At 62.5% G+C, this 23573-nt stretch carries 20 protein-coding genes; 8 read left to right on the top strand and 12 right to left on the bottom strand.

Features of this window, described 5'->3' with window-relative positions; genetic code table 11:
* The first annotated feature begins 12 nt into the window (after positions 1–12).
* Both VGU03_RS01555 and VGU03_RS01550 read left to right on the top strand, forming a co-directional pair.
* On the top strand, positions 13–1827 hold the full coding sequence (locus tag VGU03_RS01555; protein WP_327478026.1) for a hypothetical protein: 1815 nt from the start codon (positions 13–15) through the stop codon (positions 1825–1827).
* Positions 1811–5431 carry an AAA family ATPase gene (locus tag VGU03_RS01550; RefSeq protein WP_327478024.1) on the top strand — a complete coding sequence of 1207 codons (3621 nt, stop codon included), beginning with the start codon at positions 1811–1813 and terminating at the stop codon, positions 5429–5431. Before VGU03_RS01555 ends, VGU03_RS01550 begins: the two co-directional genes overlap by 17 nt.
* A 241-nt stretch (positions 5432–5672) precedes the next feature.
* On the opposite strand, the gene VGU03_RS01545 is transcribed toward VGU03_RS01550, so the two are convergent.
* The 8 genes from VGU03_RS01545 to VGU03_RS01510 all read right to left on the bottom strand — a co-directional run bounded on the left by VGU03_RS01545 (position 5673) and on the right by VGU03_RS01510 (position 11588).
* Positions 5673–5876: a hypothetical protein gene (locus VGU03_RS01545; protein WP_327478022.1), complete on the bottom strand. Its 204-nt coding sequence runs from the start codon at positions 5874–5876 to the stop codon at positions 5673–5675.
* Between the two features lie 152 nt (positions 5877–6028).
* A complete protein-coding gene (locus VGU03_RS01540) occupies positions 6029–6442 on the bottom strand; it encodes a ribbon-helix-helix domain-containing protein (protein WP_327478493.1) in 414 nt (137 codons plus the stop codon).
* 376 nt (positions 6443–6818) lie between these two features.
* Positions 6819–7082: a pyocin activator PrtN family protein gene (locus VGU03_RS01535; RefSeq protein ID WP_327478020.1), complete on the bottom strand. Its 264-nt coding sequence runs from the start codon at positions 7080–7082 to the stop codon at positions 6819–6821.
* A complete protein-coding gene (locus VGU03_RS01530; protein ID WP_327478018.1) occupies positions 7079–8071 on the bottom strand; it encodes a hypothetical protein in 993 nt (330 codons plus the stop codon). Before VGU03_RS01530 ends, VGU03_RS01535 begins: the two co-directional genes overlap by 4 nt.
* 766 nt (positions 8072–8837) lie before the next feature.
* Positions 8838–10094 (bottom strand): type II toxin-antitoxin system HipA family toxin, encoded by a 1257-nt coding sequence (locus VGU03_RS01525; protein ID WP_327478016.1) that lies wholly within the window; start codon positions 10092–10094, stop codon positions 8838–8840.
* Positions 10091–10516: a helix-turn-helix transcriptional regulator gene (locus VGU03_RS01520; protein WP_327478014.1), complete on the bottom strand. Its 426-nt coding sequence runs from the start codon at positions 10514–10516 to the stop codon at positions 10091–10093. The genes VGU03_RS01525 and VGU03_RS01520 overlap by 4 nt, the downstream gene beginning before the upstream one ends.
* A gap of 487 nt (positions 10517–11003) precedes the next feature.
* Positions 11004–11219 (bottom strand): TonB-dependent receptor, encoded by a 216-nt coding sequence (locus VGU03_RS01515; RefSeq protein WP_231322256.1) that lies wholly within the window; start codon positions 11217–11219, stop codon positions 11004–11006.
* Between the two features lie 99 nt (positions 11220–11318).
* A complete protein-coding gene (locus tag VGU03_RS01510) occupies positions 11319–11588 on the bottom strand; it encodes a hypothetical protein (RefSeq protein ID WP_327478013.1) in 270 nt (89 codons plus the stop codon).
* Between the two features lie 113 nt (positions 11589–11701).
* On the opposite strand from VGU03_RS01510, the gene VGU03_RS01505 reads away from it, so the two are divergent.
* Positions 11702–11845: a hypothetical protein gene (locus VGU03_RS01505; RefSeq protein WP_327478012.1), complete on the top strand. Its 144-nt coding sequence runs from the start codon at positions 11702–11704 to the stop codon at positions 11843–11845.
* 310 nt (positions 11846–12155) lie between these two features.
* On the opposite strand, the gene VGU03_RS01500 is transcribed toward VGU03_RS01505, so the two are convergent.
* Positions 12156–13382 carry a DesA family fatty acid desaturase gene (locus VGU03_RS01500; RefSeq protein WP_327478010.1) on the bottom strand — a complete coding sequence of 409 codons (1227 nt, stop codon included), beginning with the start codon at positions 13380–13382 and terminating at the stop codon, positions 12156–12158.
* Positions 13383–13600: 218 nt separating this feature from the next.
* Here VGU03_RS01500 and nhaA point away from each other — a divergent pair, with 218 nt between their 5' ends.
* Positions 13601–14959 carry a Na+/H+ antiporter NhaA gene (nhaA, locus tag VGU03_RS01495; RefSeq protein WP_327478008.1) on the top strand — a complete coding sequence of 453 codons (1359 nt, stop codon included), beginning with the start codon at positions 13601–13603 and terminating at the stop codon, positions 14957–14959.
* 130 nt (positions 14960–15089) lie between these two features.
* Positions 15090–16226: a sensor histidine kinase gene (locus VGU03_RS01490; RefSeq protein WP_327476289.1), complete on the top strand. Its 1137-nt coding sequence runs from the start codon at positions 15090–15092 to the stop codon at positions 16224–16226.
* A gap of 217 nt (positions 16227–16443) precedes the next feature.
* Here VGU03_RS01490 and VGU03_RS01485 read toward each other — a convergent pair whose 3' ends face one another.
* The 3 genes from VGU03_RS01485 to tviB form a co-directional block, all read right to left on the bottom strand.
* On the bottom strand, positions 16444–16803 hold the full coding sequence (locus tag VGU03_RS01485) for a hypothetical protein (protein ID WP_327476291.1): 360 nt from the start codon (positions 16801–16803) through the stop codon (positions 16444–16446).
* Between the two features lie 1209 nt (positions 16804–18012).
* Positions 18013–19062 (bottom strand): SDR family oxidoreductase, encoded by a 1050-nt coding sequence (locus VGU03_RS01480; RefSeq protein WP_327478006.1) that lies wholly within the window; start codon positions 19060–19062, stop codon positions 18013–18015.
* A complete protein-coding gene (gene tviB, locus VGU03_RS01475; protein WP_327478492.1) occupies positions 19062–20339 on the bottom strand; it encodes a Vi polysaccharide biosynthesis UDP-N-acetylglucosamine C-6 dehydrogenase TviB in 1278 nt (425 codons plus the stop codon). The genes VGU03_RS01480 and tviB overlap by 1 nt, the downstream gene beginning before the upstream one ends.
* A gap of 333 nt (positions 20340–20672) precedes the next feature.
* On the opposite strand from tviB, the gene VGU03_RS01470 reads away from it, so the two are divergent.
* The 3 genes from VGU03_RS01470 (at position 20673) to VGU03_RS01460 (ending at position 23458) form a co-directional block, all read left to right on the top strand.
* A complete protein-coding gene (locus VGU03_RS01470; RefSeq protein ID WP_327478004.1) occupies positions 20673–21449 on the top strand; it encodes a ferredoxin--NADP reductase in 777 nt (258 codons plus the stop codon).
* A gap of 103 nt (positions 21450–21552) precedes the next feature.
* Positions 21553–22692, top strand: coding sequence for a DUF3182 family protein (locus tag VGU03_RS01465; RefSeq protein WP_327478003.1), 1140 nt, complete (start codon positions 21553–21555; stop codon positions 22690–22692).
* On the top strand, positions 22679–23458 hold the full coding sequence (locus tag VGU03_RS01460) for an alpha/beta hydrolase family protein (RefSeq protein WP_327478001.1): 780 nt from the start codon (positions 22679–22681) through the stop codon (positions 23456–23458). The genes VGU03_RS01465 and VGU03_RS01460 overlap by 14 nt, the downstream gene beginning before the upstream one ends.
* Positions 23459–23573: the final 115 nt, after the last annotated feature.

Here is a 23573-nt window from a genome sequence, read left to right as displayed (position 1 = left end):
TACGTGCCAGAGTTGGAAACAAAAGGCGATTGGGGGAAGCAATTGATTCGGGTCATTGAGATTGACATCGGTCAACTTGACGTGCGATTTCCGCGCGGAGAAGTTGGAATGGTCATTGCGCAACCCTATGTGGACTTCGCGCAAGTCGAGCCGTTCCCGCTTTTGCCTAAATGGAGGGATGCTGCGCTATCGGGTATCGACAGCACGCTCGCCGTGGCCCTCCAGCGCGCACATGGCGCTGAGAAGACCCACTTCACCATCTTCCCCGAATGCACGCTGCCTGGCTTGGCCGGCTTCGACCGTATCACGTCCGCTATGGCCGAGGGCAATTGGCCGACAGGAACGGTCGTCATTGGTGGCTTCGAGGGCCTGACGCCGGAGCAGTTTGGAGAACTGGTACAGCGGCCAGGCACGACCTACGACGATGTGGGTAGCTCGTTAGATCGAATCCGCGCAGACCAATGGGTCAACTGCTGCGCTACATGGGCGAAGATCGGGCCTGGCGAAGTCCGATGTTGGATTCAGACCAAGATCGAACCCGCGGGAGTAGAACTGCAAGTACACCATGAGTCCATGTTCAAAGGGCAATCAATCTTCTTGTTCAAGGGCACTTACGCCGACAGCCTCACCCCATATCGATTTGCGACACTAGTCTGCTACGACTGGATTGGAGTCAGGGATCAACGTCGAATTTGGGAGTGGCTTCTACAGTACATCGAACAGACCGCGGCAGCGAAGGAAGCGCAGCTACCGCTCACCTGGTTGTTCGTCGCGCAATGCAACCCAAGACCATCGCATGCTTCGTTCATGAGTCAGGTCCAACCATTTTTCAATCCGTTGCAGTTCCCAAATGTTTTACGTGACGGTACCTCTCTAGTGATGGCGAACGTAGCCGGAAATGCCGTGCCGGGAACGGCTAGTAAGTACGGGCAGTCGGCGGTCATCTTCGCAAGCGACAAATTCATCAAGCCGGAGAATATGCCAACCTACTGCGGCGGCGAACTCCAGCGACCTGGTAATCCTTTGGAGAACTTCAGGGATGCAGTCTTCCGAGAACGCGGAGCGTGCATTCACTCATTCCGTCAGTTGAATCCCTTAGCTCTAGCACCGGGCGCCGCAGGTAAGAAATTGGCTATCGCTGACGCCACGGTGCATCCATACCCCGGTTCAGTAGACCCTCGGTCTCCCTCAGGACTTGTTCCTGCGGTCGTGAAGTGGGTAAACGACGAACTTGATGACTCTGCGAAATCCTTGCAGGTTTCGTTCCCTGCCTTGCCATTGGCCGCCGCTGCCGGCGCCGCGCATCAGCGGTCAGTGAACGCGCTTCGCTGGCTACCATGGAGAGCGCTAGACAGGACGATCTTAGTCGCAACTCCGGAGACAGGTAGTGATCCAGACAAGTGGAAAAGCACCCAATCTCATGCGGTGAGGCACGTACTACATACCTTCTCGATCCTGGAGGCCGCGCAGTATTCAGCGACGTTCCATGGCAACGGGGCACAGGCAACCATCGTGAAAGGGGAGTCGAGCGTCGAAGTTGTCGCCGTAATGGGCAAAAGCCATGAGGACTGCGACAAGCACGTACTCAATTTGATGCCGGATCATCGTGGTCAACTGCTTCTGGTTAGTCGCGATGAACACAACACCTCATGGGACCCGCGGATGCGGTCATTGTTTGACCAAGTCGCTGAACCGATAAACGAACTCAACTTCACAGACCCCACTAGCGCCGTCATTCGGGTTGGCTATCAGGATGTTCTCAAGGCATACCAAGACGCCGCAAATGAAATGGAGCTGAGAGAGGCGCTTGATGCTTCATTCTCCTGAGATTCTGAACCTACCTTCGAAGGTACGCGGCGCACTGTCGCCGCTTGTGGCCGGAGCCACCTTCACAGAGGAGGCCTTTCGCGAGGACTTGCTACCGCTACTTTTAATGCTTCGAGACCATGCGGTCACAGCATTTGCGTTTGGTGATGAGGCTGACTATCTGCCGCTGTACGAGGCTTTCAAGAAGCTCTATCTCAAACGAACCTCGGAATGGTCGACTAAGGATGTGTCATTCGTGTTCTGCGTCCCGGCGGAAATCCCCGTTGCCGAGTCCTTCCGTTCACGCGTCGAAGTCGACGTCTACTTCTGCAGAAAGTATGTCGTTCAGCTGGACGACGACCTAGCGAGCAGCCTCGCCAGGCTGCCATTCCTGCCGCTCTCGCCGGTTACTCATGGTGTACAGACCCGACCACCCTCCGCTCAGACGTTACTTCGACAGCGCAACTTGAAGGCTGATCTCGCCAAAGCTCTCGTCCTACCATCGAAGAGCAGTGCGAGTTCGATTCTTAGCGCGTGTTTAGAGGGAATCTACGGCCCGCCAGAAAAGCTCGGGGGAGCTCCGGCTGAGGTGTCCGCAGAACCCACCGCTGACACGCGAGTCCAGGCAACGCTAAAGTCGATCTCAATCCAGAACTTTCGTGCCTACCGAAAGAAGAAGGAGTTCGCACTAGGCTCGGCTGTGACCGTTCTGTACGGTCCAAACGGCTTCGGCAAGACGTCGTTTTTCGATGCCATCGACTTTGCCGTTACCGGCGGCGTTGGTCGACTTAGCAAGGTGAGCGGCGGCTTAGAAAAAGCAGCGAAACATCTAGACAGTGATGACGAATCGACCGTGGTTACTCTTACGCTCGAGCGTGAGTTTCAGCAGCACGTCATTACCCGCAACTTGGCGGAACCCAACAGTGCTCAGGTAGATGGAAGACCAGCCTCTAGAAAGGAGGTCCTGAGCCTTCTTACTGGTGGGGCCTCGGCCGCAGCTGATCGCGTTGAGAACATGGTAGCTCTCTTTCGAGCCACTCATCTGTTCAGCCAGGACAGCCAAGAGCTCACCCGTGACGTTGGGGAAAAATGCGAACTGCCCTCGGACATCGTGTCTCGCATGCTCGCATTCGAAGACTATGTGAGCGGCTTGAAAAAGGCCGAGGATGTACTGAAGCTCGCCCGGCAAGCACTCAGCGAAGCACGAAAGCAAGCGGAAAGCGCTCGCGGCTCCATAGACGCCGACCGAGGGGAATTGGAGCGCCTTGAAAGTCTTGCCTCTACGGACACGTCTCCGGACGCGCTTGACTCTCGGTTCACCGAGTTGGAGCAATCCATACTGACCTCGGGGTTCAACATCTCTGGCATCAGCTCCCGCGACACGAGAGCTCTCCGTGCGATGCTGGAGTCGTCCGCAACTGAAGCGGTCAACTCGCGTGCGACGGTTTCCAAGAGCCTTGAGCATGTCATGGCCTTAAAGACCCTCCATGGGCAACTCGAACCCATGCGCGCGCAGCTTGAGGAACATAAGACACAGGTCGAAACAGCCGAGGTGAACGCTGCCGCCGCTTCCGCGCGCCTCGGTTCGCTTGCTAGTGAGCTTGCGCTACGCAAAAGCCAGGAAGAGGGCGCGCGAAACCGGCAGGGGTGGTTCGCATGGGCCACCTCAATTCAGCCGGAATATGCGCAGCTGACTGCTCAGAGCCAGGCGCTAGCCGAAAGTCTCGCTGTACTGAACCCTCTTCTCATCCAGCAAAGGGAGAACGAGTCTCACGCGTCAAGTGCACAGCAGGATGCGGCAGCAGCGCTCCGCCGCCTCGATGCTGCACTGAAAACCGCTGAAGATGCGAGAGCCCGGGTGCAACGGGTGAACGAACAGGCAGGCCTCTGGGTGCAGGCAGAGCCGAGATTGGAAGCCGCACAAGCCCGCGAGGCTATGCTGCGCGGCTCGTCCGAGGCGCGGCGCGCGCGGTTGAGCGAAGCGCATCAAGCAGTCTTGGCGCAGGAACGTCTTGTTGCTGGCGTAGAGCGGGAACTCAGTTCAGCCAAGACCAACGATACCAATGTGCAAAAGCTCATTGCCGAGCTACGAGCTCACGTGGACGGAGCGACTTGCTTGCTGTGCGGTCATGACCATAGCAGCCAAGAGGCACTGTTGGCTGCAATCGACGAACGGATGGCTCAAAGTGAGCTCGTAGTTCGATTGACTGAGGAAATGGGTGCCGCACGGATAAAGCTTCAGGCACAGGTTGCTACGCGAGAATCGCTCTCTGACGAGCTGAGCCAGGAAGAGGAACAACTAAGGCAGACCGCGATTGAGCGTGAGGAACTTGAACGAAAGCGGTCAACCTTTGAGACAGCGCTGAGTTCTATTGGACTATCTTTATCGAGCGATACTTTCCAACAACTTGAAAAGGTGAGCACTCAGGCACGTGAAGCCGAGATGCTCGCCGCCAGCGCCGCCAACAATGCGCGGCAGCTGTTGGCCGCTGCAGATGCCTCGCTCGCTGCTGCTCAGGATCGCCGCCAAGCATCGGAGCGAGAGCGCCTGGCGTCGACGACCTTGCTAGAGGAGACGAAGGGCCGATTGACTGAGCTCCTTGTCGAAGCGAATCGCGGTGCGGTTGATCTTGCGGCAGGCCTACCGGCCCTGGCTCAACAACTGGGGGAGGCCGAGGCGCAGCTGCTCGAAGCTAGTTTTTCCGTTCAAAATGCAAGCTCCTCACTGGATACCCAGAAGGCCGCTCACGCCGCGGCTAAGGCAACTCTCGCGGCGGCGCGTACCAACCATCAGCAGGCAGCTCAGACATGGAATACCTATCAGACCAAAGTGCAGTTCCTGGTCGGATCACTGACCGCTGCAGGACTTGGCAGCGACGTTTCAGAGGAGCAATTGCGTCAACGAATCCTAGAGGCGACTGCGCGCGAGACGGAAGCATTAAGCTTACGTGACCGTGTAGCCGACCTTGAAGTGGCCGTGGATACGGCAGCCACCTCGGCCGCGTTCCAGAACATGCGCGACCGCATCCAAGCTAGCGCAAAGCTGGCAGAACAGGCTGAAGAGCGCGCGCGAAAAGTCGAGCCTTGGCTCTCCTATTTTGAGGACGTCACGAAGCTGTTAGGCGGTCAGCAGGCGGTCGCTACACAGCATTTTATAAAACAGTACGGTCCTAGGACGGCGGTAATTCAACAACGGCTGCGACCAGTCTACGGGTTCGGCGAAATTGAGGTGTCTAGCAAAGACTCAGCTATAGGCATCCGGGTTCACAGAAAGGGCCAGGAGTTGCGACCTACCGACTACTTCAGCCAATCGCAAGTGCAGACGCTCGTCCTGGGACTGTTCTTGACCGCCTGCAGCTCCCAGACCTGGTCAGGCTTCTCGTCCATCATGATGGACGACCCTGTAACGCATTTTGATGACCTGAACATGTACGCGCTGCTGGATCTTATATCAGGACTCCAAAGTTCTCCGGAAGGTGAGCGGCAGTTCGTAATCTCTACGTGCGACGAAAAGCTGCTGCAGTTGGCACGTCAGAAGTTCAGGCACATGGGAGCCGCTGCGAAGTTCTACAGGTTCTCAGCCATCGGAGCTGAGGGGCCTATGGTGAATGAGATTCCTGCCTGATCCAATGCCTCCGGAACTAGCGTTCTCGTCACTGGCGCATACGCGACGATGCGCTCGTCACTCAGATTTAGATATGCCGAGCAGCACCCCGAAAATGAGTGCACGAACTACAAAACACGCTGGAAGATATTTCTGATAGATCCAGGTTTTGGTAGCTCATGCCACAAGCGCTGCGGGTGCGCCATCAATTCATCATGCCACCAGTTGGCCCATGATCGACGGGGTTGGCTTGCTGCCCCCGTCACAACCTTTCTTCCACCTCCCCACCTGAGCAGCAACCACGAGCATTCCAAGCGCGGAACTGCGGGTGCTCGTCCAAGAAGTACAGCACGATGCCTTCGACGATGGCGCTCATGGGTGCACGCAGCTCCTCCTCTTGCTGTAGATAGATGCGATACAGATCCAAGATTTCGCCAACCTTGGAATCGTTCAAATACAATTTCATTTGCGCTCCGAGTAGACGGCCGGTCGCTGAGCGGGGGCCATCTGTCCGCACAGAGACTTCCAGGGAAATCGCGGGTAGCCCGGGTGCGCCATTGGTGGCGAGATTCAGCTGTCCCCTAGCCCCCCATTTTTGCGGGCCCCGCAAAAATAGGGCTACTCCGCAACCGACCAGAACGCTGCGAGCCCTTCGCCATTTTGTAGCGCGGAAGGTATGTCGCGCATGAGCTTGTGATAACGCTCGCTTGCGGTTGCCGCCTGCGCGTCGATGGCTTCCGAAGGAACCGGAGGCGTGTGCACGAGGTAGGACCGCACGAACCTATCGAAGAAGGCCATCAGTACGTGCACATCATTGCGCACGAGACTGATCTCCTTCCTGGTTCGGCTTAGCGACCCGGCGATCCGCGCCTCTAGGTGGTCTTGCTCGTCGCGCCGTCGCTCCTCCTGTAGCCAGTCGCGCACGGCTTCGCGCACCGCGGCAGCACGCGTCCCGCCACGTTCCGCCAGCAGGGCTTCTAGCTTCTGCAACATGCCGTCGTCGAGACGAACGCTAATTTGTGAGGTAGCCATAGCGGGATTCACTTGAGATTCGTTGGTTGTATTTTTGGGATTCGGCGCAGCTGAGCGATACCAACGGCTGCGCGGCTGATCGCGCGAAAGTGAATCCCACTCCTTTATGTTCCACTACCTGAGCGCAGGGATAGCTGCTGCCGATCTGCTCCAGACTTTTTTGCGGACTCCGCAAAAAACTCCGACTGAGGGTTGCTGCGCTTGCACTACCTGAGCACGGGGTAGCTGCCGCGGATCTGCTCGAGAGCTTTTTTGCGGACTCCGCAAAAAACTCCGGTGTCGGGCTGGTTCGCTTCGGCCGCTGGTCCCGGAAGCGAATCCGCTGCAAGCAGCCGCTGGAAAAGGATCCCTGGGGCTCCCCTGCCCGGCAACCGCCTCAATGAGGACCGCCTGCCGCATTGATACGATGCCAATCGGTTGCAGCTTGAGCCTTGCGCTCGTCGAGGTAAGCCGCGAGGCGCGTCGCATCAACAAGCCAAGGCGACTTTTGGCTCCCGACTCGAAAAGCCGGTACCGGGAGCGCCGCGCGGCCGGCACGCTTCGCGGCTTCCTCCGGAGTCATGCCGAAGAGCTGGGCGCAACGGCCCAAGGGAATCTGCGCGGTCCCGTACTCGGCCATGAGGAGAAATAGAGTATTCATGCTCGCTCCCCAAATAGCTCTCTTACCCGTTCGATATTGGCGAGAACGATAGCGCTTGGTGGTTGAGCGGCCCGAGCCCTCTGCTCTTGTCGCGCCTTCATGGCAAACGCTTGCCGTGCCGTGTCTGCGAGCCTGGCTTCGCGTCTTTTCGCGACAGCCGCGCCTCGCGCGAATCTGAACTCGCCACGCTCAGCTTTACCAGCGAGCGATGCCAGGAGGCCAACACGACTGCTTTTTATCTCGGCGTTCGAGTAGTCAGCGACTTCATCGAGAAGTTGCTGAGCGAGCTCTTGCGGATACCTCCCCACCACTTTCAACATTTCCGCTCGCTCGGCCTGATGCAGTCCGTCTTGAAAGTGGAACTCAGACTCGGCCACAACGCCATTGTTCGTAGTAGTGCTTATGCTTTGTACTGATACTTCTGTAGTACTAGACGGTGTTACCAGAACCCGGTTTTCCCGTTCGTGGTTCCCATCCACGATACGGGAATCCCGTTCGTGGTCGCTATCCACGATACGGGAATCCCGTTTGTGGTCGCTCACCACAATACGGGAATGCCGTTCGTGGTCGCTGCCCGGTTCGCGCACCTTGGGCCGCGAGTGCGGCTCGCGCCTACTATCAGATGACAACGACGGAGCGCCTTGTTGCTCGTCAGCCACCCGTGATGGAGCCCCCTCGGGAGCACGATCCGCCGGATCCTTGATGATCCAAGTGGTACTCACGAATCTTCCGCCAGCGCCTCTAAGACGCTCGATCTCTAGGTAGCCGCAACGTTGCAGCTCCCTGACCGCTGACATTGTTGATTCCCTCCCATCCCCAGACTGTTCTGCAAGACGGCGAATAGTCAGGCGATATGTGCTGGAGCAGGAGGAGAGAAAGCCAAAGAGCCCCTTCGCCTTCCAGCTCAAATTACGATCTCGAAGAACAGCATTGTCGAGGACAGTGAAGTTCTGTGGCCGCGATCTGCGGACGACAATCAGTTCAGACATGGCCGGCTCTACGCTCGATCGACGATCGAAGCAATGACGTCAGTACGGAAGTACACACGTCGGCCAAGCTTCACCCTTGCGGTAAGAAGCTCCTTGGAGAACGCCGAGTCCCGCTTCGACAAGCTGTACCGCAAGCCCACTGCACTGCGCTTTAGTAGCTCCGCAAGCTGCGGATATGTCATCAGCTCACCAAAGCGAGCGACCAACCTTTCACTAGTTTCCATGGCGCACCATTTGCCCAACAAGGCCTAAGTTGGACGCAGATTGCCAAAGAAAAAAGGCGCCCTGCAAGGGGCGCCTTCTTTGTCCGATATATATATATCACTCTATTTTCGGCACATGCACGACGAATGGCGCATTCGTGTGACGAATTATAGGACAAGTGGTTGTTTTTGCGCACCTTTCATGATTATTAATGCCTATTAACTACGTGGTCGTTAAAAATAGGGTTGCTGATTACCACATTAGATTATCTAGTCCCGAAATTAGCCGCTTTTCTGCTTGGACTTAGCCTGGCGTGCAACCATGCAAGCCACAGACTCGTCCCCGACCGGCTCCCAGCCGATGGGGCGCCTGGGCGCGTCCACCCCGGGCCACCCAACGGCAGCGACCGATTTCACCGCGCTGATAAGCCATCGGCCGCCCTGGACGCTGGCCATGACCGTCAGTTCGTATCTAGGACCTGCTCCCCGTATGTATCTGAGGTAGCGGCAGGTACGAGGGACTGTGCCCCAATGGCCACGTTTCCACATCGGACGCGCGCGGCTTACCGGTCCGGATCGATGACAGCCTGCATCAGCGAAATCTCGCTCCGAGGCGCACCCAGCGTACGCGCGCGTTTCTCCCAGCCGCGCACCGCTGCGCGCACGTGCTCGGCCACCGCGCCTACGGCCTTCTTGGAAAGGCGGTAGTAGTCGGCCGTGGCCAGCAGGAGGCTCACATCTGGCGACGGATCCCGGTCGTCGATCGCGAGCACGTGATGATCTTTGTCGAGGTTCGGATTGACATCGAATGCCGGCGACAGTTGCCAGCCATCGCCCGCCCGCATGAAGCCGTGATTGCGCAGGTGATCGTCGCGGTTGCCGATCAAGATGTTGAAGAGGACTCGCCGGAACAGCTGTTCAAGGTCGCGCGCAATCTGCGTGGAGGTGCCGCTGGTCTCAATGACCTGCACGAGATCCAAGTAGCTGTGGCCCTCGCTCTCGGTGCCGTCCAGCTGGGTCATGGCCGACGAGAACATGCGCCGCGAGATCGGGGTGCGATCGAAACGCTGCACTGCGTAGGTGTGACCACGGTCCGAGAACTGCATCAGCCGAGCCTCGGGCATGTCGATGCCCGCGTCGAGCGAGAGCTGGTAGGTCAGAAACTCCCACAATCCCACGTCGACACGGTCATCGTTGGACGGGAACTTGGCGAGCCATAGCTGTCCAGCTTCGTCACGGAAACTGGCTTTTGGTCGGGCGCCGCCGAGTGAAGCGCCGGGCGCCACGATCTGCTTGATCCAGCGGACCATCTCGTCGGATAGGTCGGCATCGCCGCGCTCCACTTGCGCGGCGATGCCTTCGAGCTGGCGCAGCTCGGTGATCGGCGGGGCGCTGAGCGTGCGGTCGTCCACATAGCGCTCGGACTCTGGATCCACCAGACGCAGCGCTCCCATGCGGGACTCGTCATTGACGCCTATCAGGTAATCCCACGCGCGCAGGTTGCGCACCTTGCGCCCCTCTTCGCGCGCCTCAATCGCCTCGCGGCGGTCCATCAGGCGCTTGCCCCAGCGATCAGGCGAGCAGTCCTGAAAAGCACCCGGCAGTTCGTTGGCGCCAGCCCTCGCGTACTGCTGACCAGCACCGAAGTACAGCTCGTGATCCAGCGGGAACCCCGCCACCGGCCCGGCGCTGGCCAGCCAGTCGGGGGCGTACTCGAAGCTGATCGTCTCCCCCGTCCTAGTTCCCGTCTTCGACAGGTGACCGACAAAGGCCGAGCCGCCGAGAGACTCGTCGTCGATCCAGACTTCCAGACGGTTCACGGCTTGGGCTTCCGTGCTCGTGGCGGCTTCGGCGGCACTGACGGAGTGGGGAGCAAGGTAGACGCAGGCGGCGCTTGGGCGATGGGCTTCGGCCGCGAGTTCGGGGTGGTCCGGGTGAGAGGCGGGGCATTGGTGCGCCGGAGTGCGTTGTCCTGCAGCTCGCGACCGAGGGTGTCCTGTGCGGCAATCAGGTCGATGTCGCCGGCCAGGCCGAGCACAGTCAGCGCTCGCAGAACGGTTGCCAGGCTGGTCGACGGGTCGCCATTCTCAAGCTTGGCAATGGTCGGGACGCTGACCCCCACGCGCTCCGCCATCACCTCCTGGGTCATCGAGCGGCGCATCCGGGCTGCGCGCAGGCGCTGGCTCAGCGCCTCGATCTGGCGCTGTACGCGGGGATGAGTTGGGGGAATTCGTTTCGCCATCCCAAATTAAATTACAGTTTTCGGCCGGAAACGCAAGTTAATTTTGGATTTCACGGCCTAAACGGTTCAGCTCGGGGGCTCTACCGCGCCCGGCCGCTGGGCGACGCACCTCTGCTCGATGCGGATTGGGTGGAAAACGACGTTCCGTAGCGGCGCCCCGGACAAGAGAATCGACTTGACTTCCGCTATCGGCCAAGAGCGGACCCGTTGCGCGTCCGCTTGAGTGAGCGGCTCAGCTCGCCTAGGTGACCAAACTGGACTGCTCCGGGCGGGCAGCGTTGGCGATTGCATCGTGGCTACGGCGAGAGGCGTACGTTACCGACCAGAAGCGAGCACCGGCCGTGCGTGCAGCCTCGGGCGATCGAGCTTCAATTGAAACGACCGGTGGGCTCCTGCATGGTGCTCCCGATCGTAGAGGTTACAGCAGGTCGGCCACTCTCTGAGGCGCAGGCCTCATCTGAGCCACTTCGGAAGCGCCTGATTCAGCTCAATTGAACCAGGCTTCCTCGATGTCGTCTTTCACGACGTCATCAACCTCTTCAGTGGGTATGCTGCGGAGTCCGTTGATGCGACCGTGGCGCATACCGAAGAAGACGCCGTTGCGTCGAAACGTGGCGGCCCAGGTGATCCGATCCGGGCTTGCATTGGCATAGATGCCTTCGTACGTATAGCCGTTAACGGTTTTGCCGGATAAGTTCACCATGAAAGCCTGCCTCTGGAGTGGTGTTCGCGCCCCTCGTTGCATCTGGAGTCGTGGAGGATGTCCAGGCCGGATGCCATCGTGTCCTGGGCGGGGCAATGGCTAACCTTCTTCTTGCTGGGACCGTGGAGGCGCCCCATCATCGTCCATACGATCGAACTCTTTTGCGTGGCGATCTAATTCAGCTTGCTCGGTGCGGATGTTTCCACGCGCGGGTAGAAGGTGGGCGCTAATGGGATGAGCCCATCGCCACCCGGCCGATCCATGATTTCGTAGCAGCCAGTGATCGCGCTCCATTTCCGCCTTTGGAGGAGCAAAGCTGAGCGTATGCGGAAAGAAGTACAGCGAGTTGGTTTGATTGAGGGCGTACATGGCGACTTCCTCTATTCGACAATCTGGGCGAGGCGTTGCAGGAGAGCGACCTGCCGTTGGCGTGCGTCCATCCTCGTCATTGCTTGTCTGCCATCAAGTCCGCAACTCCGAACATGCTCTCGGTGCTGCTGTTCCGGCCTGAGATGCTGCTGGGCATTCGGGAGGCGGGCCGCGATTCTCGTATCCCGTGCACGCCGCTCACTATCGTGGACCTCGGTCTGCTCGTGGTTGCCGTTCTCGGTGGCCACAAGGGATGAGCAGAACGAACCAAAGTAGGTCGGCTTGGACACGGCTGAGACTTCAGGAGGGATCAAGCCAGATGCCTGGCTGCCCCGTTCTCGCACGCCGCCGCGTCGTTCATCCACGATCCGCATCGCCCGATGACGGCGGCTGATTCGGTCGCGCACGGCGGGCGCTGGCACCAGGCCGATCTTTTGGCAAAGCTGGAGAAGAAACCTGCCGATCGAAGCATGGGCGTCGGCCAACGGGAATGGGTGGCTTTGCATGATGCGGCCCTCTGGCCGCGGCGCACGTAGCGCCAGGACACCCACAGTGCTCCTGTCGATGTTACGGTTTTGGTTGCATCAGGCTGGGCCTCGTTGGGCGCCCGGCCCTTACCTCCACTACGTGGCAACCCTTCAGTCGCTCGGCGAATTCGACCAGTACGCGGATGCCGCTGCTTTCCGCGTCGGTGCACCAGCGCCGCAGATCCTGCGCCAACGGCGAAATGTCGCGCCGATTGCGCGCAGTCATGTCAGCCAATCGGTCGCGAAAATCGCACACCTCGGTCAGGTATCGCCGCGCATGTACCAGCGCCGCAAGTTCGGAGCGGGTCGAGGGGTCCAGCCAGCGCCCTCCATTGGCCAGCGCCCGTCGAAGCCGACGCACGCTGCGAGCGCCGAAGCGCTGTTGCGCAAGAATCGGTGCGATCACGCTGGACGCGTAGTCATGCAGGATCCGCCCGTGCTGCACGCGCAACGCTCGTATCGTTTCCACGTCGGGTTCCTGGATGTGCGCGCGGTACCCGAGGGCGGGCGCAACCCGCCGCACCTTTGCCAGGCCAAACCAGCGCAGAAGACAGATCACCAGCCAGCCTCCATCGAATTCGAACCGGTGCTGCGAGAACTTGGCTGAAGCGGGAAACGCGTGATGGTTGTTGTGCAACTCCTCTCCGCCGACCAGCAGTCCCCACGGCACGAGGTTTGCCGACGTATCGGAGGTTTCGAAGTTGCGGTAGCCGCACCAATGCCCGAGGCCGTTGATCACCCCGGCCGCCCAGAATGGGATCCACACCATCTGCAATGCCCACAGCGCTACGCCGACCACGCCGAACAGAGCGATGCTGACCGCTGCCAGCAGGGTCGGCCCCAGCCACGACCAGGGTTCATAAAGGTGGCATTCGATCCAGTCCGTCGGTGTGCCGGCTCCGAAGGTCGCCAGATCGTCCTTGTTTGCTGCCGCCCTCTTGTACAGGTCGACCCCTCCCCATAGCACGGTGCCGATGCCATAAACCTGCGGGCTATGCGGGTCATCGATAGTCTCGCAGCGCGCATGATGCTTGCGATGCACGGCAACCCATTGCCGCGTCACCATGCCGGTGGTCAACCAGCACCAGAAGCGGAAAAGGTGTGCTATCACGGGATGGAACTGCACGCCACGATGGGCCTGGCTGCGGTGCAGATAGAGTGTCACCGCGACGATGGTCCCCTGTGTGGTGGCAAGGAAGTAGAGGACCCACGCACTCCACGACGCCCCCGTCAGTCCGCGTGACGCCAAGGAAAGAAGGTCCGACATCGTGCTCACCCCAGCAGGATCATGCTAAAGCCATTCCATATGTAGCGCGCGATGGCGAAGGCCGAGGCCAAGCGCGCGTGAATTGGTTCTCCCTCGGCATCCACCTATGTCGTTCCAACATGACGAAGGACGCGACTGCACAGGCAACCGCCAGCTTCCGCCCGGCAAGGTGAAGCCAGACCACGAAATGCACTGCGGCCGGCGACTTTGATGGGCAGATGAAATACCAAAAAGGCATCAACTCCATGCAGGATGAGCGCTTGCCGCGCGCACCGATCCGACTGCCAGGCGAGCTGATCGACTGGCTAACTCGCCCGTTCCTGCGCTTCATGCGCATCGAGGCCGGCGCCGGCGCGATGCTGCTGCTGGCCGCCATCGCCGCATTGGTGTTGTCGAACTCGCCGTTGGCGCAATCCTTCGACAGGCTTTGGGCCACGCCCATGGGCGTGCGGCTGGGGCCCATCGAGCTGGTCCGCTCGCTCAAAGGATGGATCAACGATGCGCTGATGACCCTGTTCTTCTTCCTCGTCGCGCTGGAACTCAAACGTGAACTGGTGCTTGGCGAGCTGCGCAAGCCCCGCGTGGCTGCGCTGTCGATCGCGGGCGCGTTGGGCGGCATGCTGGTGCCCGCGGGGCTCTACCTGCTGCTGTCGGGCCGTCCCGGCGCGGCGGGCTGGGGCACCGTCATGGCCACCGACACTGCCTTCCTGAGCGGCTGCCTGGCGTTGCTCGGCACGCGCATTCCCAAGCGGTTGCGGGTCTTCATGCTTTCGCTCGCCATCGTCGACGACATCGGCGCAGTGCTCGTGGTCGCGATCGGCTATAGCCACGCGATCAACTGGCAGGCGCTCGCGCTGGCGGCGCTGGGTCTGGTCGCGATACGCGCGTTGGCTTGGGCGGGATTGCGAAGCCTTCCCCTCTACTTCGCAATCGGCGCCGCGGTCTGGGTCGCGGTGGACGCATCCGGCGTGCATGCAACGGTCACCGGGGTCATCCTCGGCCTGATGACCCCGGCCCGGCCCTGGGTCAGCGCCGATCGCCTGTACGCCATATTGCGCCAAGTGGTTGCACACCCGGCCGAGGACCGCGGTAGCGGCCCGACGCGCGACCGCCAGACCGTGTTGCTGGCCGAGATCGCCGCGCGCGAAACACTCTCCCCCGTCGAAAGGCTCGAGCTTGGGCTGCACCCTTGGGTGGCATTCCTCATCATGCCGCTGTTCGCCCTCGCCAACGCCGGGCTTGTGCTCTCACGGCAGCATCTCGGGGGGCCGATCACCTGGGCGGTGTTCGCCGGATTCGCATTGGGCAAGCCGGTGGGGGTATTCACATTCAGCTGGATTGCGGTGCGCCTGGGCATCGCCACACGCCCGCCGGACCTCGACTGGCGCATGCTGGCAGGCGGCGGCCTGCTCGCGGGCATCGGGTTCACCATGGCCATGTTCATCGCCAACCTGGCCTTTCGGGAAAGCGAGCTTGCCAGCGCCAAGCTGGGGATATTCCTGGCATCGGGATGTGCCGGACTCGCGGGACTGGCGGTGCTGTGGAGGTCAAAAAAGCCACCAGCAAGGGCCAACTAGCCGCGCGAAAGGCCCGTGGCGCTAAGCTGGCGGTCGTCGATCCTCGGCAAGCGCAGCCTTGTTCGAAGGACTGGACAGCACGGCGGAGTCCGCTCGGGGCCCGCTCCCCTCACGCTGCGAGGGCACTCTTTTGAAACTTTCGACTTTCATCCGGTACCACATCGAATCCATCCTTGCGCAATGGGACGCTTTCGCGCGAGAGAACACTCCGCAGCCGGGGCTGCTTTCGAATGAAGCACTTCGCGACCATGCACGCCAGATGCTTGCAGCGATTGCCGACGACATGGAGACCGAGCAGACCGACCCCGAGCAACGGCGCAAGTCCCAAGGGCACGGGCCAAAGGTGGAGAGCGAAGAAAGTGCCGCGGCCGAACACGGCAAGAGCCGGCATCTGCACAAATACACGCTGTTGCAGCTGAGTGCGGAATTCCGCTCCCTCAGGGCCGCCGTCCTGCGACTGTGGGAGCCCTACATGGAGCATGCCGATGTCGACGCACTGCATGAGGTGATCCGCTTCAATGAGGGAATCGATCAGGCACTGGCCGAATCGATCAAGGGGTGGACGAGGCACACAGGGGACACGCGGAACCTGTTCCTGGCCGTGCTCGGTCACGATTTGCGCTCCCCGCTGGCGAGCATCGCTCTCGCCGGGGAGATGCTGGCGGAGCCATCGCTGTCAACTGAGGATATCGGCGCGTTGGCATCCACCGTGACCCGTGCGAGTCGGATCATGTCCCACATGATCAACGACCTGATGGGCTATGCCAGTAACCAACTCGGAGGGGGCATACCCCAGCACCCCGAGCCTTGCGATTTGCTGGAACCGCTCAACGACGCGATCGCCGATGCCACCGCCACCTATCCAGGTGCACGCTTCGAACTGCACGCGCCTGCCAGGCTAAACGGCCATTACGATAGGGGTCGCCTGTACCAGATGTTCCTCAACCTGCTGGTCAACGCCGCGCGCCACGGTGCAGAAGGATGCCCGGTTGTTGTCGAGGCTGGCGGCCGATCTACCGGGTACGTGGTGAGCGTTACCAACAAGGGCGAACCGATACCCGCAGCGGCGCTGGAGTCCATCTTTCAGCCGCTGGTCCAATTGACCGAGGAAGACCACGTCACGCGCCCACCGACTAGCCTGGGCCTGGGCCTTTTCATTGCACGCAAGATCGCCGAAGGGCACGGCGGCGGCATCCAGGTGACGTCGAATCACTCCGACGGCACCCGGTTCACCGTCGCGCTGCCTAATAAGGCATCGAAAGCATGACCCCGCTAACTCGCCTGCTAATGTTCCCTTGCGCAGCGCAAGAACTTAAGTGGCTGCAGGCTCGTTGAGATCACTCTAGGTTCCAACGGTCTCGAACAGCATCGCGCCGACGTACTCAATGGCGAGGCTGCAAGCCGGTAGATGCGCGCCGTTGCAGCATCCTTGCGTATTCATCGCCCACTGACATGGACCCAGGCGCGCGAGGGACGGCTCGTGGTCAAGTCGCTCCTGAACTTGCCCGGGCGTACCGAAGTGCGTCGCTCAAGTTGTCGTAGCGGTATTCGCCGTAGCAGAATTTCGCCGCGTCGATGCGGGTCACGCCCAACGCGTCCATCTCCTCTTGTTCCTCAGTCGAGGCTGCTTGCCCTTGTGCGCCCGTGCGTTCTCCGGGCACGTCCAAGCTACTCAATTTGCTTAGGACAGCGCAGTACAATTCAACGGCCTGGTCGGCCGCCATTGCCACGTTATCGGCGGTTTGGAGCGTAAAACCCTGACCAATCAGTGCCGCTGCCATCGTTGCAGCGATCTGCTTGTCTGAAGGGTCGCCGTCGTTTTTGCGGCACCATTCGTTAGCCATTGCGTTCACCAGGTAGTCGATGCGTCACTGAAGCCAGGCGATTTGGGGGCACCTCGATCCGCGGTTGCGCCAGTCCGCTCCCATCCGTCGACAGCGACTGGCCGATTCTGGTTCATCCGTCAGAGGCTGTACCTCAAGTCGCCGAAGCGGCCTGGATCCGAGATGCCGGTCGAGATGGCGGTAGCTTGCCCTTCAAGCCGATGACAGGCGGCCATCTCGGCGTTCAGAGATCGCCTAGAGGTCGCGAGGCCGTCCGTTCACGAGCGCAGCGAACCGATCTGGGATCTCAATCTCAGTAACTCGGGCAACGCAGCTACCGCCCATTGGCACTGGACAAGCGAACTCACGCTTGCTTGCCTTCCTTCCGCGTTTTGAAGCCCGCGCAATTCACAGGTCCGCGGGAATGTCAGAAGGGACGGTGCGCTGTCGCATGTGACAGCTCGGTGAGCTGCTATCGCGGTTTGCTGTTTGCATTGCGTGCAACCGCCCGCCCGACTTGGCTATGGCATTAGCCTACCTGGATGACGAGGCGCCATTGGCGTTCTCCCTTTGAGCCGGCATCGACCTCAAGCTTCCATATTCTGTCGAGAAGCCGAAAACGGTGGAGAGGGATGCGATCGTCCGCTTCGGGTCGGAAGCCGCCGCCGTAGCGGCGAGCTGGCGGTGCGGCGTTTGCCTCAGCGTGAGGCGGGCATCTGCAGGTGCGATAGCTTCGACGCACCATTCCCATAAGCATTAGTGCAACACAGGTGCTACACGACCAAAAGTTCCGCCAGCAAAGCCTTTTCACGCCGACTTGTTTAGGCTCTATCGGTCCAGTCCATCATCGGGGCGACGCAGAGACGGAAGTCGGCTGGGGCAAGGGGCGCGCTCATGCCCGTATTGTACGGGACGGCCTCGCGGCACCCGCCCTGGGACTGCATGGCCGCGACCGAGCGAGGCCGAGCGCCCCCGTCGCGGCTGATCCTGCCAGGCCGTCCGCGGCGTCAGAGCCGCCTTCCACACCACCAAACGAGCTCATCGGCACCCGGCGACGCGGCCCAGTCGGCGACTCACCGAGGTACGGGTGCCAGATCACGGACGACACAGGATGATGTGGTCGCGCCAGGGAGCACCACCGAAACACCCGCTGGCGCGGAAAAGTGGGCGGGCGATGTCCACGCCGAGCGCGGCAGCACGGTATGCGGCCAGCATCTTGCCGCTGCGGCCTCAGGCCGCCTGGCGGGCGATGAACTCCAGATACCAGGGCATGGCCTCGTTCAGGCCCGTGGCCAGGGTGTGAGTCGGCGCATAGCCCAGCCGGGTGCCGGCGCGCCGGATGTCGGCCAGCGAATGGCGCACGTCGCCGGCGCGGAAATCGCGATACGCCGGCGGCCGCGCATAGCTCACGCCCTCGCTCGCCAGCTGCCGCACCAGGCCTTCGAACAACTGGTTGAGGCTGGTGCGCTGGCCCACCGCCACGTTGTAGACGCGATCGCGGTGTTCCTCGGGCGCGAGCGCGGCGAGCAGGTTGGCCTGTACCGCATTGGCCACGTGGCAGAAGTCGCGGCTGGTCTCGCCGTCGCCGTTGATGGACACCTCTCCGCCGCGGAGCATGATGGCGATCCACTTTGGGATCACCGCGGCGTAGGCGCCCTCGGGATCCTGCCGCCGGCCGAACACGTTGAAGTAGCGCAGGCCGATCGACTTGAAGCCGTAGCAGCGCGCGAACACCTCGGCATAGATCTCGTTCAGCAGCTTGGTCACCGCGTACGGCGACAGCGCGCGGCCGATCACGTCCTCGACCTTGGGCAGGCTCGGCTCGTCGCCGTAGGTGGAACTGGACGCGGCGTAGGTGAAGCTGCCCACGCCCGCATCACGCGCCGCCACCAGCATGTTGAGGAAGCCGGTGGCGTTGGCCGCGTGGGTGGCGAGCGGGTCCTCGACCGAACGCGGCACCGAGCCCAGCGCCGCCTGGTGCAGCACGTGGCGCACGCCGGCGCAGGCGGCACGGCAATCCTCCAAGCGCCGGATGTCGCCCTCGACGAAGGTGAAGCGCGACCAGGCCTGCGGCCCGACCAGCCGCTCCACCTCGTCCAGGTTGCGCCGGTGGCCGGTGGCGAAGTTGTCCAGTCCGACCACGGACTGGCCCAGCCCGAGCAGCGCCTCGACCAGGTTGGAACCGATGAAGCCGGCCGCGCCGGTGACCAGCCAGGTGCCGTCCTGCGCGCGCACGCGCGCCTGCAGCGCAGGCGGCAGCAAGGTGTCGAGCGTCGCCATCACAGCCTCCCGTCCACCGCTTCGCGGGGCAATACGTACTTGACGTCGTAGACCACCGAATCGGGCTTGCCGTAGGCACGCACACCCTCGGCGCCCAAGGCCACGAACTGCCGGTGGCCCACCGCCACGATCACCGCGTCGTAGGCGCCTGCAGGCGGCTGCGCCAACGGGACCAGACCGTATTCATGCTCGGCCTCGGCGGCGTTCACCCAGGGATCGTGCACGTCCACCGCCGCGTTGTAGCCGCGCAACGCCCGCACGATGTCCACCACGCGGGTGTTGCGCAGGTCCGGGCAGTTCTCCTTGAACGCCAGGCCCAGCAGCAGCACGCGTGCGTTCACCGGGTTGATGCCCTTGCGCACCATCAGCCGGATCACTTCGCTGGCGATGTAGGGCCCCATGCTGTCGTTGGTGCGCCGGCCGGCCAGGATCACGTCCGGATGGTGGCCGACCTCCTGCGCCTTGTGTGTCAGGTAGTACGGATCGACGCTGATGCAGTGGCCCCCGACCAGGCCCGGCCGGAACGGCAGGAAGTTCCACTTGGTGCCGGCCGCCTGCAGCACTTCGAGCGTATCGATGCCGAGCTTGTTGAACAGGATCGCAAGATCGTTGACCAGCGCGATGTTGAGATCACGCTGGGTGTTCTCGATCACCTTGGCCGCCTCGGCCACCTTAATGCAGCTGGCCTTGTGCGTGCCGGCGGTGATGATCGAGCCGTACAGGCGGTCGACGAAGTCGGCCACCTGCGGCGTCGAGCCGGAAGTGACCTTGAGAATGCTGGTGACGCGGTGTTGCTTGTCGCCGGGGTTGATCCGCTCGGGGCTGTAGCCGGCGAAGAAATCGCGATTGAAGACCAGCCCCGAACCGCGCTCCAGGATCGGCACGCACACCTCTTCGGTGCAGCCCGGGTACACGGTCGATTCGTACACCACGATGTCGCCGGGCTTGAGCACGCGTCCCAGCGTCTGGCTGGCCTTGACCAGCGGCTCGAGGTCGGGCCGCTTGGCGGCATCGATCGGCGTGGGCACGGTGACGATGTAGACGTTGCAGGCACGCAGGTCGTCGACCGCGGAGGAAAAACGCAGACGCCCGGCGGCGGCCAGCTCGCCGGCATCGACCTCTAGGGTGCTGTCGCGACCGGCGCGCAATGCTTCGATGCGCGCCTGGTTGATGTCGAAGCCGAGCGTGTCGTAGCGCTTGCCGAACTCCACGGCCAGCGGCAAGCCCACATAGCCCAGGCCGATGATGGCGATCCTGCTTTCTTCCAGATCCTGCATGCGTGCGTCCCTGTTGCTCACGGTTCCGCCATGTGCGGGGCAACGGAGGAACGTTGCGACGCGCGACGCCGAGCCGGAAAACCCACGACGTTTGCCGCTGCGCGTTACGCGGCCAGCGCCACCTTCCCCCTCGCGTCTATCCTAATCGCTGCACGCATCGATGGCATACGCGCGGCCGCCGCCTGACTTGAGCCGCTCCCTGCTGGCATAATCGTCCGGCGCGCCGCTCTCCCGATGATGGCGCGATCCGCACTGGCGGCGCCCATCCCCAAGCCATCGGTCTCGGCGGAGCGCGGTCGCCGTGGCCCACGTCATCCGAGGCACGACAACCCCATGGTGGCCCTTGCGACCGAGCACGTGATCGACGTGCGGCACTGGAACGATACGCTCTTCAGCTTCCGCGCCACGCGCGACCCGGGCTTCCGCTTCGAGAGCGGCCAGTTCGTGATGATCGGCCTGGAAGTGGAAGGCCGGCCGCTGATGCGGGCCTATTCGATCGCCAGCGCCAGTTGGGAGGAGCACCTGGAATTCTTTTCCATCAAGGTGCCCAACGGCCCGCTCACTTCGCGCCTGCAGCACCTCAAGCCCGGCGATCCGCTGGTGGTCAGCCGCAAGTCCACCGGCACGCTGGTGCTGGACGACCTCAAGCCCGGCAAGCATCTGTACCTGCTGGGCACCGGCACGGGGCTCGCGCCGTTCATGAGCATCGTGCGCGATCCGGCCACCTACGAGCGCTACGACAAGATCGTGCTGGCCCATGGCGTGCGCCACGCCAGCGACCTGGCCTATGCGGACTACCTCGAGCGCGAGCTGCCGCAGCACGAGTACCTGGGCGAGTTCGTGCGCGAGAAGCTCATTTACTACCCGACCGTCACCCGCGAACCGTTCAGGAACCGTGGACGCATCACCGACGCCATCGTGGATGGCGTCATGAGCGATGCCACCGGCCTGCCGCCGCTCAATCCGGCGACCGACCGGGTGATGCTGTGCGGCAGTCCGGCGATGCTCGACGACCTGTGCGCCCTGCTCGATGGCCGCGGCTTCCAGGCCTCGCCGCGTACGCGCGAACCGGGCGACTACGTGATCGAGCGGGCGTTCGTCGAGAAGTAGCCGCACCCCCACCCGCGCGTGACCTTCAACAGCCATCCACACCGTCGCCGCTAGCCTCCCAGCGGTCGGCGCCGACCTCCGGCGCCCCGCTCCGGAGACACGCGTGGCATCGAGCTTGCCGCCAAACCCGAAGCCTGCCGCCTCTGGCAGCGTGGTTCTTGGCATCGGCTCCGGCGCTGCGCATTCCGCGCACGAGGGGGCCGCGCACGCGGCCATCGCGAGGCAGTTGGCCGATCTGCTCGGCTACGACTTCGCCGGTGCCTACGTACCGGGACGGCCGTATCCGGGACCGACGTACTTCGTACCGGGCGACGTGCTGATCGGGCTGGACGCAGCCGCCGCCTGGGGCATCCGCAGCGCCGCCGACCTGTTCGGCGGCGTGGTGCCCGAACGCGTACTCGCCTCCAAGGCGATCACCCACCCGCTGGTGGATGCACCTTCGCGCGTGCCCCCGGGCTGGCCGGCGACCTTCGCCGAGCGCGTGCGCCCGGTGACGCTCCCCGGCTTCAGTGCCTTCGCGGCGGCCGATGCGCGGCGCGCCGGGCGCGCCCTGCTCGACCGCGGTCGCGTGCGCATCAAGCCGGCGCATGGCAACGCCGGCCGTGGCCAGCGCGTGGCTGCCGACATCGCCGAGCTGGACGCCATCATCGCCAGCCTGGACGAGGAGGAAGTCGGCCGCGACGGCGTCGTCCTGGAAGCCGACCTGCACGACCTCACCACCTGGAGCATCGGCCAGGTGCGCGTGGGCCAGCATACGATCGCCTATTACGGCACCCAGTGGCTGACCCGCGACAACGACGGCGACGTCGCCTATGGCGGTTCCAGCCTGCGCGTGCACCGCGGCGGCTTCGACGCCATGCTGCGCGAATCGCTGCCTGCCCAGGTGCGCGAAGCGGCCGGACAGGCGCAGCTCTACGACGAAGCCTCGCGGCAGTGCTTTGCCGGCATGTTCGCCTCGCGGCGCAACTACGACGTAGTGCAAGGCGTCGATCACCGCGGCCACCGGCATGCCGGCGTGCTCGAAGCCTCCTGGCGCATCGGCGGCGCCAGCGGCGCAGAAGCGGCCGCGCTGCTGCGGTTCCGTGACGAGCCCACGCGGCGCTGGCTGAGCGTACGCACCGAGGAACACTACGGCGACGACGCTACCGTTCCACCGGGCGCCATGGTGCTGTTCCACGGCGTCGACCCGTCGACCGGCCCCCTGCTCAAACTCACTGTGGTCGAAGACGATGACGACGCGTAGCCAAAGTACCGACATCGCGGTCGACGGCGCGCGTCTGGCCGGCACCATGCTTACCCCTGGCTCGACCATCCCCGGCGTGCTGTTCGTGCACGGCTGGGGAGGCTGCCAGGAGCGCGATCTGGGCCGCGCGCAGCAACTCGCGGCGCTTGGCTGCATCTGCCTGACCTTCGACATGCGCGGCCACGTGCGCACCGAAGCGATGCGGCAGACCGTCACGCGGGGCCAGAACCTGGCCGACGTGGTGGCCGCCTACGACCACCTGCGCATGCAGCCGCACGTCGATCCGGATGCGATCCTGGTGATCGGCGCGAGCTACGGCGGCTACCTGGCCGCGATCCTCACCGCGCTGCGCCCGGTCAAATGGCTCGCGCTGCGGGTGCCGGCGCTGTACACGGACGAGGCATGGGACGCGCCCAAGCGTTCCCTCAGCCGCGAGGTGCTCGACGACTACCGCAGCCGCGTGCTCGATCCGCAGGACAACCGCGCCCTGCGCGCCTGCAGCGACTTCAGGGGCGACGTGCTGATCGTCGAGTCCGGCCACGATCCGTTGGTTCCGCCGCCGACTATCGTCAGCTACCGCAACGCGTTCCGCCACACCCATTCGATGACCTACCGGATCATCGACGAGGCCGACCACGCACTCTCCAGCCCCGCTTGCCAGCGCGCCTATACCTCGATGCTGCTGGCCTGGGCGTCTGAAATGGTGTTCGGCGCACGCGCCGGCGGCGCGCCCGGATCGGCCGGCGCGACACAGGCCACTCCATGAGCTGGGCCTTGCCCTTGCCGTGCCGCACACGCAGGCAATGGGATCGACCGGGCACGGGGAATGCAGGCCGCTGTTCACCAGGATGATTGCATTCGCAAAAAAATCACTTTTGCTG

Source organism: Frateuria sp., assembly GCF_035944355.1.
Lineage (GTDB): Bacteria > Pseudomonadota > Gammaproteobacteria > Xanthomonadales > Rhodanobacteraceae > Frateuria_A.
The sequence above is the reverse complement of the archived record's forward strand: the minus strand, read 5'-3'. Positions and strand labels throughout refer to the sequence as shown.

What these genes read in the sequence shown, in the direction of transcription:
- VGU03_RS01485 (WP_327476291.1), bottom strand. Translation starts at nt 16,803, where the DNA reads ATGGCTAACGAATGGTGCCGCAAAAACGACGGCGACCCTTCAGACAAG.
- VGU03_RS01520 (WP_327478014.1), bottom strand. Translation starts at nt 10,516, where the DNA reads ATGGCGAAACGAATTCCCCCAACTCATCCCCGCGTACAGCGCCAGATC.
- VGU03_RS01480 (WP_327478006.1), bottom strand. Translation starts at nt 19,062, where the DNA reads ATGGCGACGCTCGACACCTTGCTGCCGCCTGCGCTGCAGGCGCGCGTG.
- VGU03_RS01545 (WP_327478022.1), bottom strand. Translation starts at nt 5,876, where the DNA reads ATGAAATTGTATTTGAACGATTCCAAGGTTGGCGAAATCTTGGATCTG.
- VGU03_RS01535 (WP_327478020.1), bottom strand. Translation starts at nt 7,082, where the DNA reads ATGAATACTCTATTTCTCCTCATGGCCGAGTACGGGACCGCGCAGATT.
- VGU03_RS01550 (WP_327478024.1), top strand. Translation starts at nt 1,811, where the DNA reads ATGCTTCATTCTCCTGAGATTCTGAACCTACCTTCGAAGGTACGCGGC.
- VGU03_RS01470 (WP_327478004.1), top strand. Translation starts at nt 20,673, where the DNA reads ATGGTGGCCCTTGCGACCGAGCACGTGATCGACGTGCGGCACTGGAAC.
- VGU03_RS01505 (WP_327478012.1), top strand. Translation starts at nt 11,702, where the DNA reads ATGCTCTCGGTGCTGCTGTTCCGGCCTGAGATGCTGCTGGGCATTCGG.
- VGU03_RS01460 (WP_327478001.1), top strand. Translation starts at nt 22,679, where the DNA reads ATGACGACGCGTAGCCAAAGTACCGACATCGCGGTCGACGGCGCGCGT.
- VGU03_RS01510 (WP_327478013.1), bottom strand. Translation starts at nt 11,588, where the DNA reads ATGTACGCCCTCAATCAAACCAACTCGCTGTACTTCTTTCCGCATACG.
- VGU03_RS01500 (WP_327478010.1), bottom strand. Translation starts at nt 13,382, where the DNA reads ATGTCGGACCTTCTTTCCTTGGCGTCACGCGGACTGACGGGGGCGTCG.
- tviB (WP_327478492.1), bottom strand. Translation starts at nt 20,339, where the DNA reads ATGCAGGATCTGGAAGAAAGCAGGATCGCCATCATCGGCCTGGGCTAT.
- VGU03_RS01530 (WP_327478018.1), bottom strand. Translation starts at nt 8,071, where the DNA reads ATGTCTGAACTGATTGTCGTCCGCAGATCGCGGCCACAGAACTTCACT.
- nhaA (WP_327478008.1), top strand. Translation starts at nt 13,601, where the DNA reads ATGAAATACCAAAAAGGCATCAACTCCATGCAGGATGAGCGCTTGCCG.
- VGU03_RS01515 (WP_231322256.1), bottom strand. Translation starts at nt 11,219, where the DNA reads ATGGTGAACTTATCCGGCAAAACCGTTAACGGCTATACGTACGAAGGC.
- VGU03_RS01540 (WP_327478493.1), bottom strand. Translation starts at nt 6,442, where the DNA reads ATGGCTACCTCACAAATTAGCGTTCGTCTCGACGACGGCATGTTGCAG.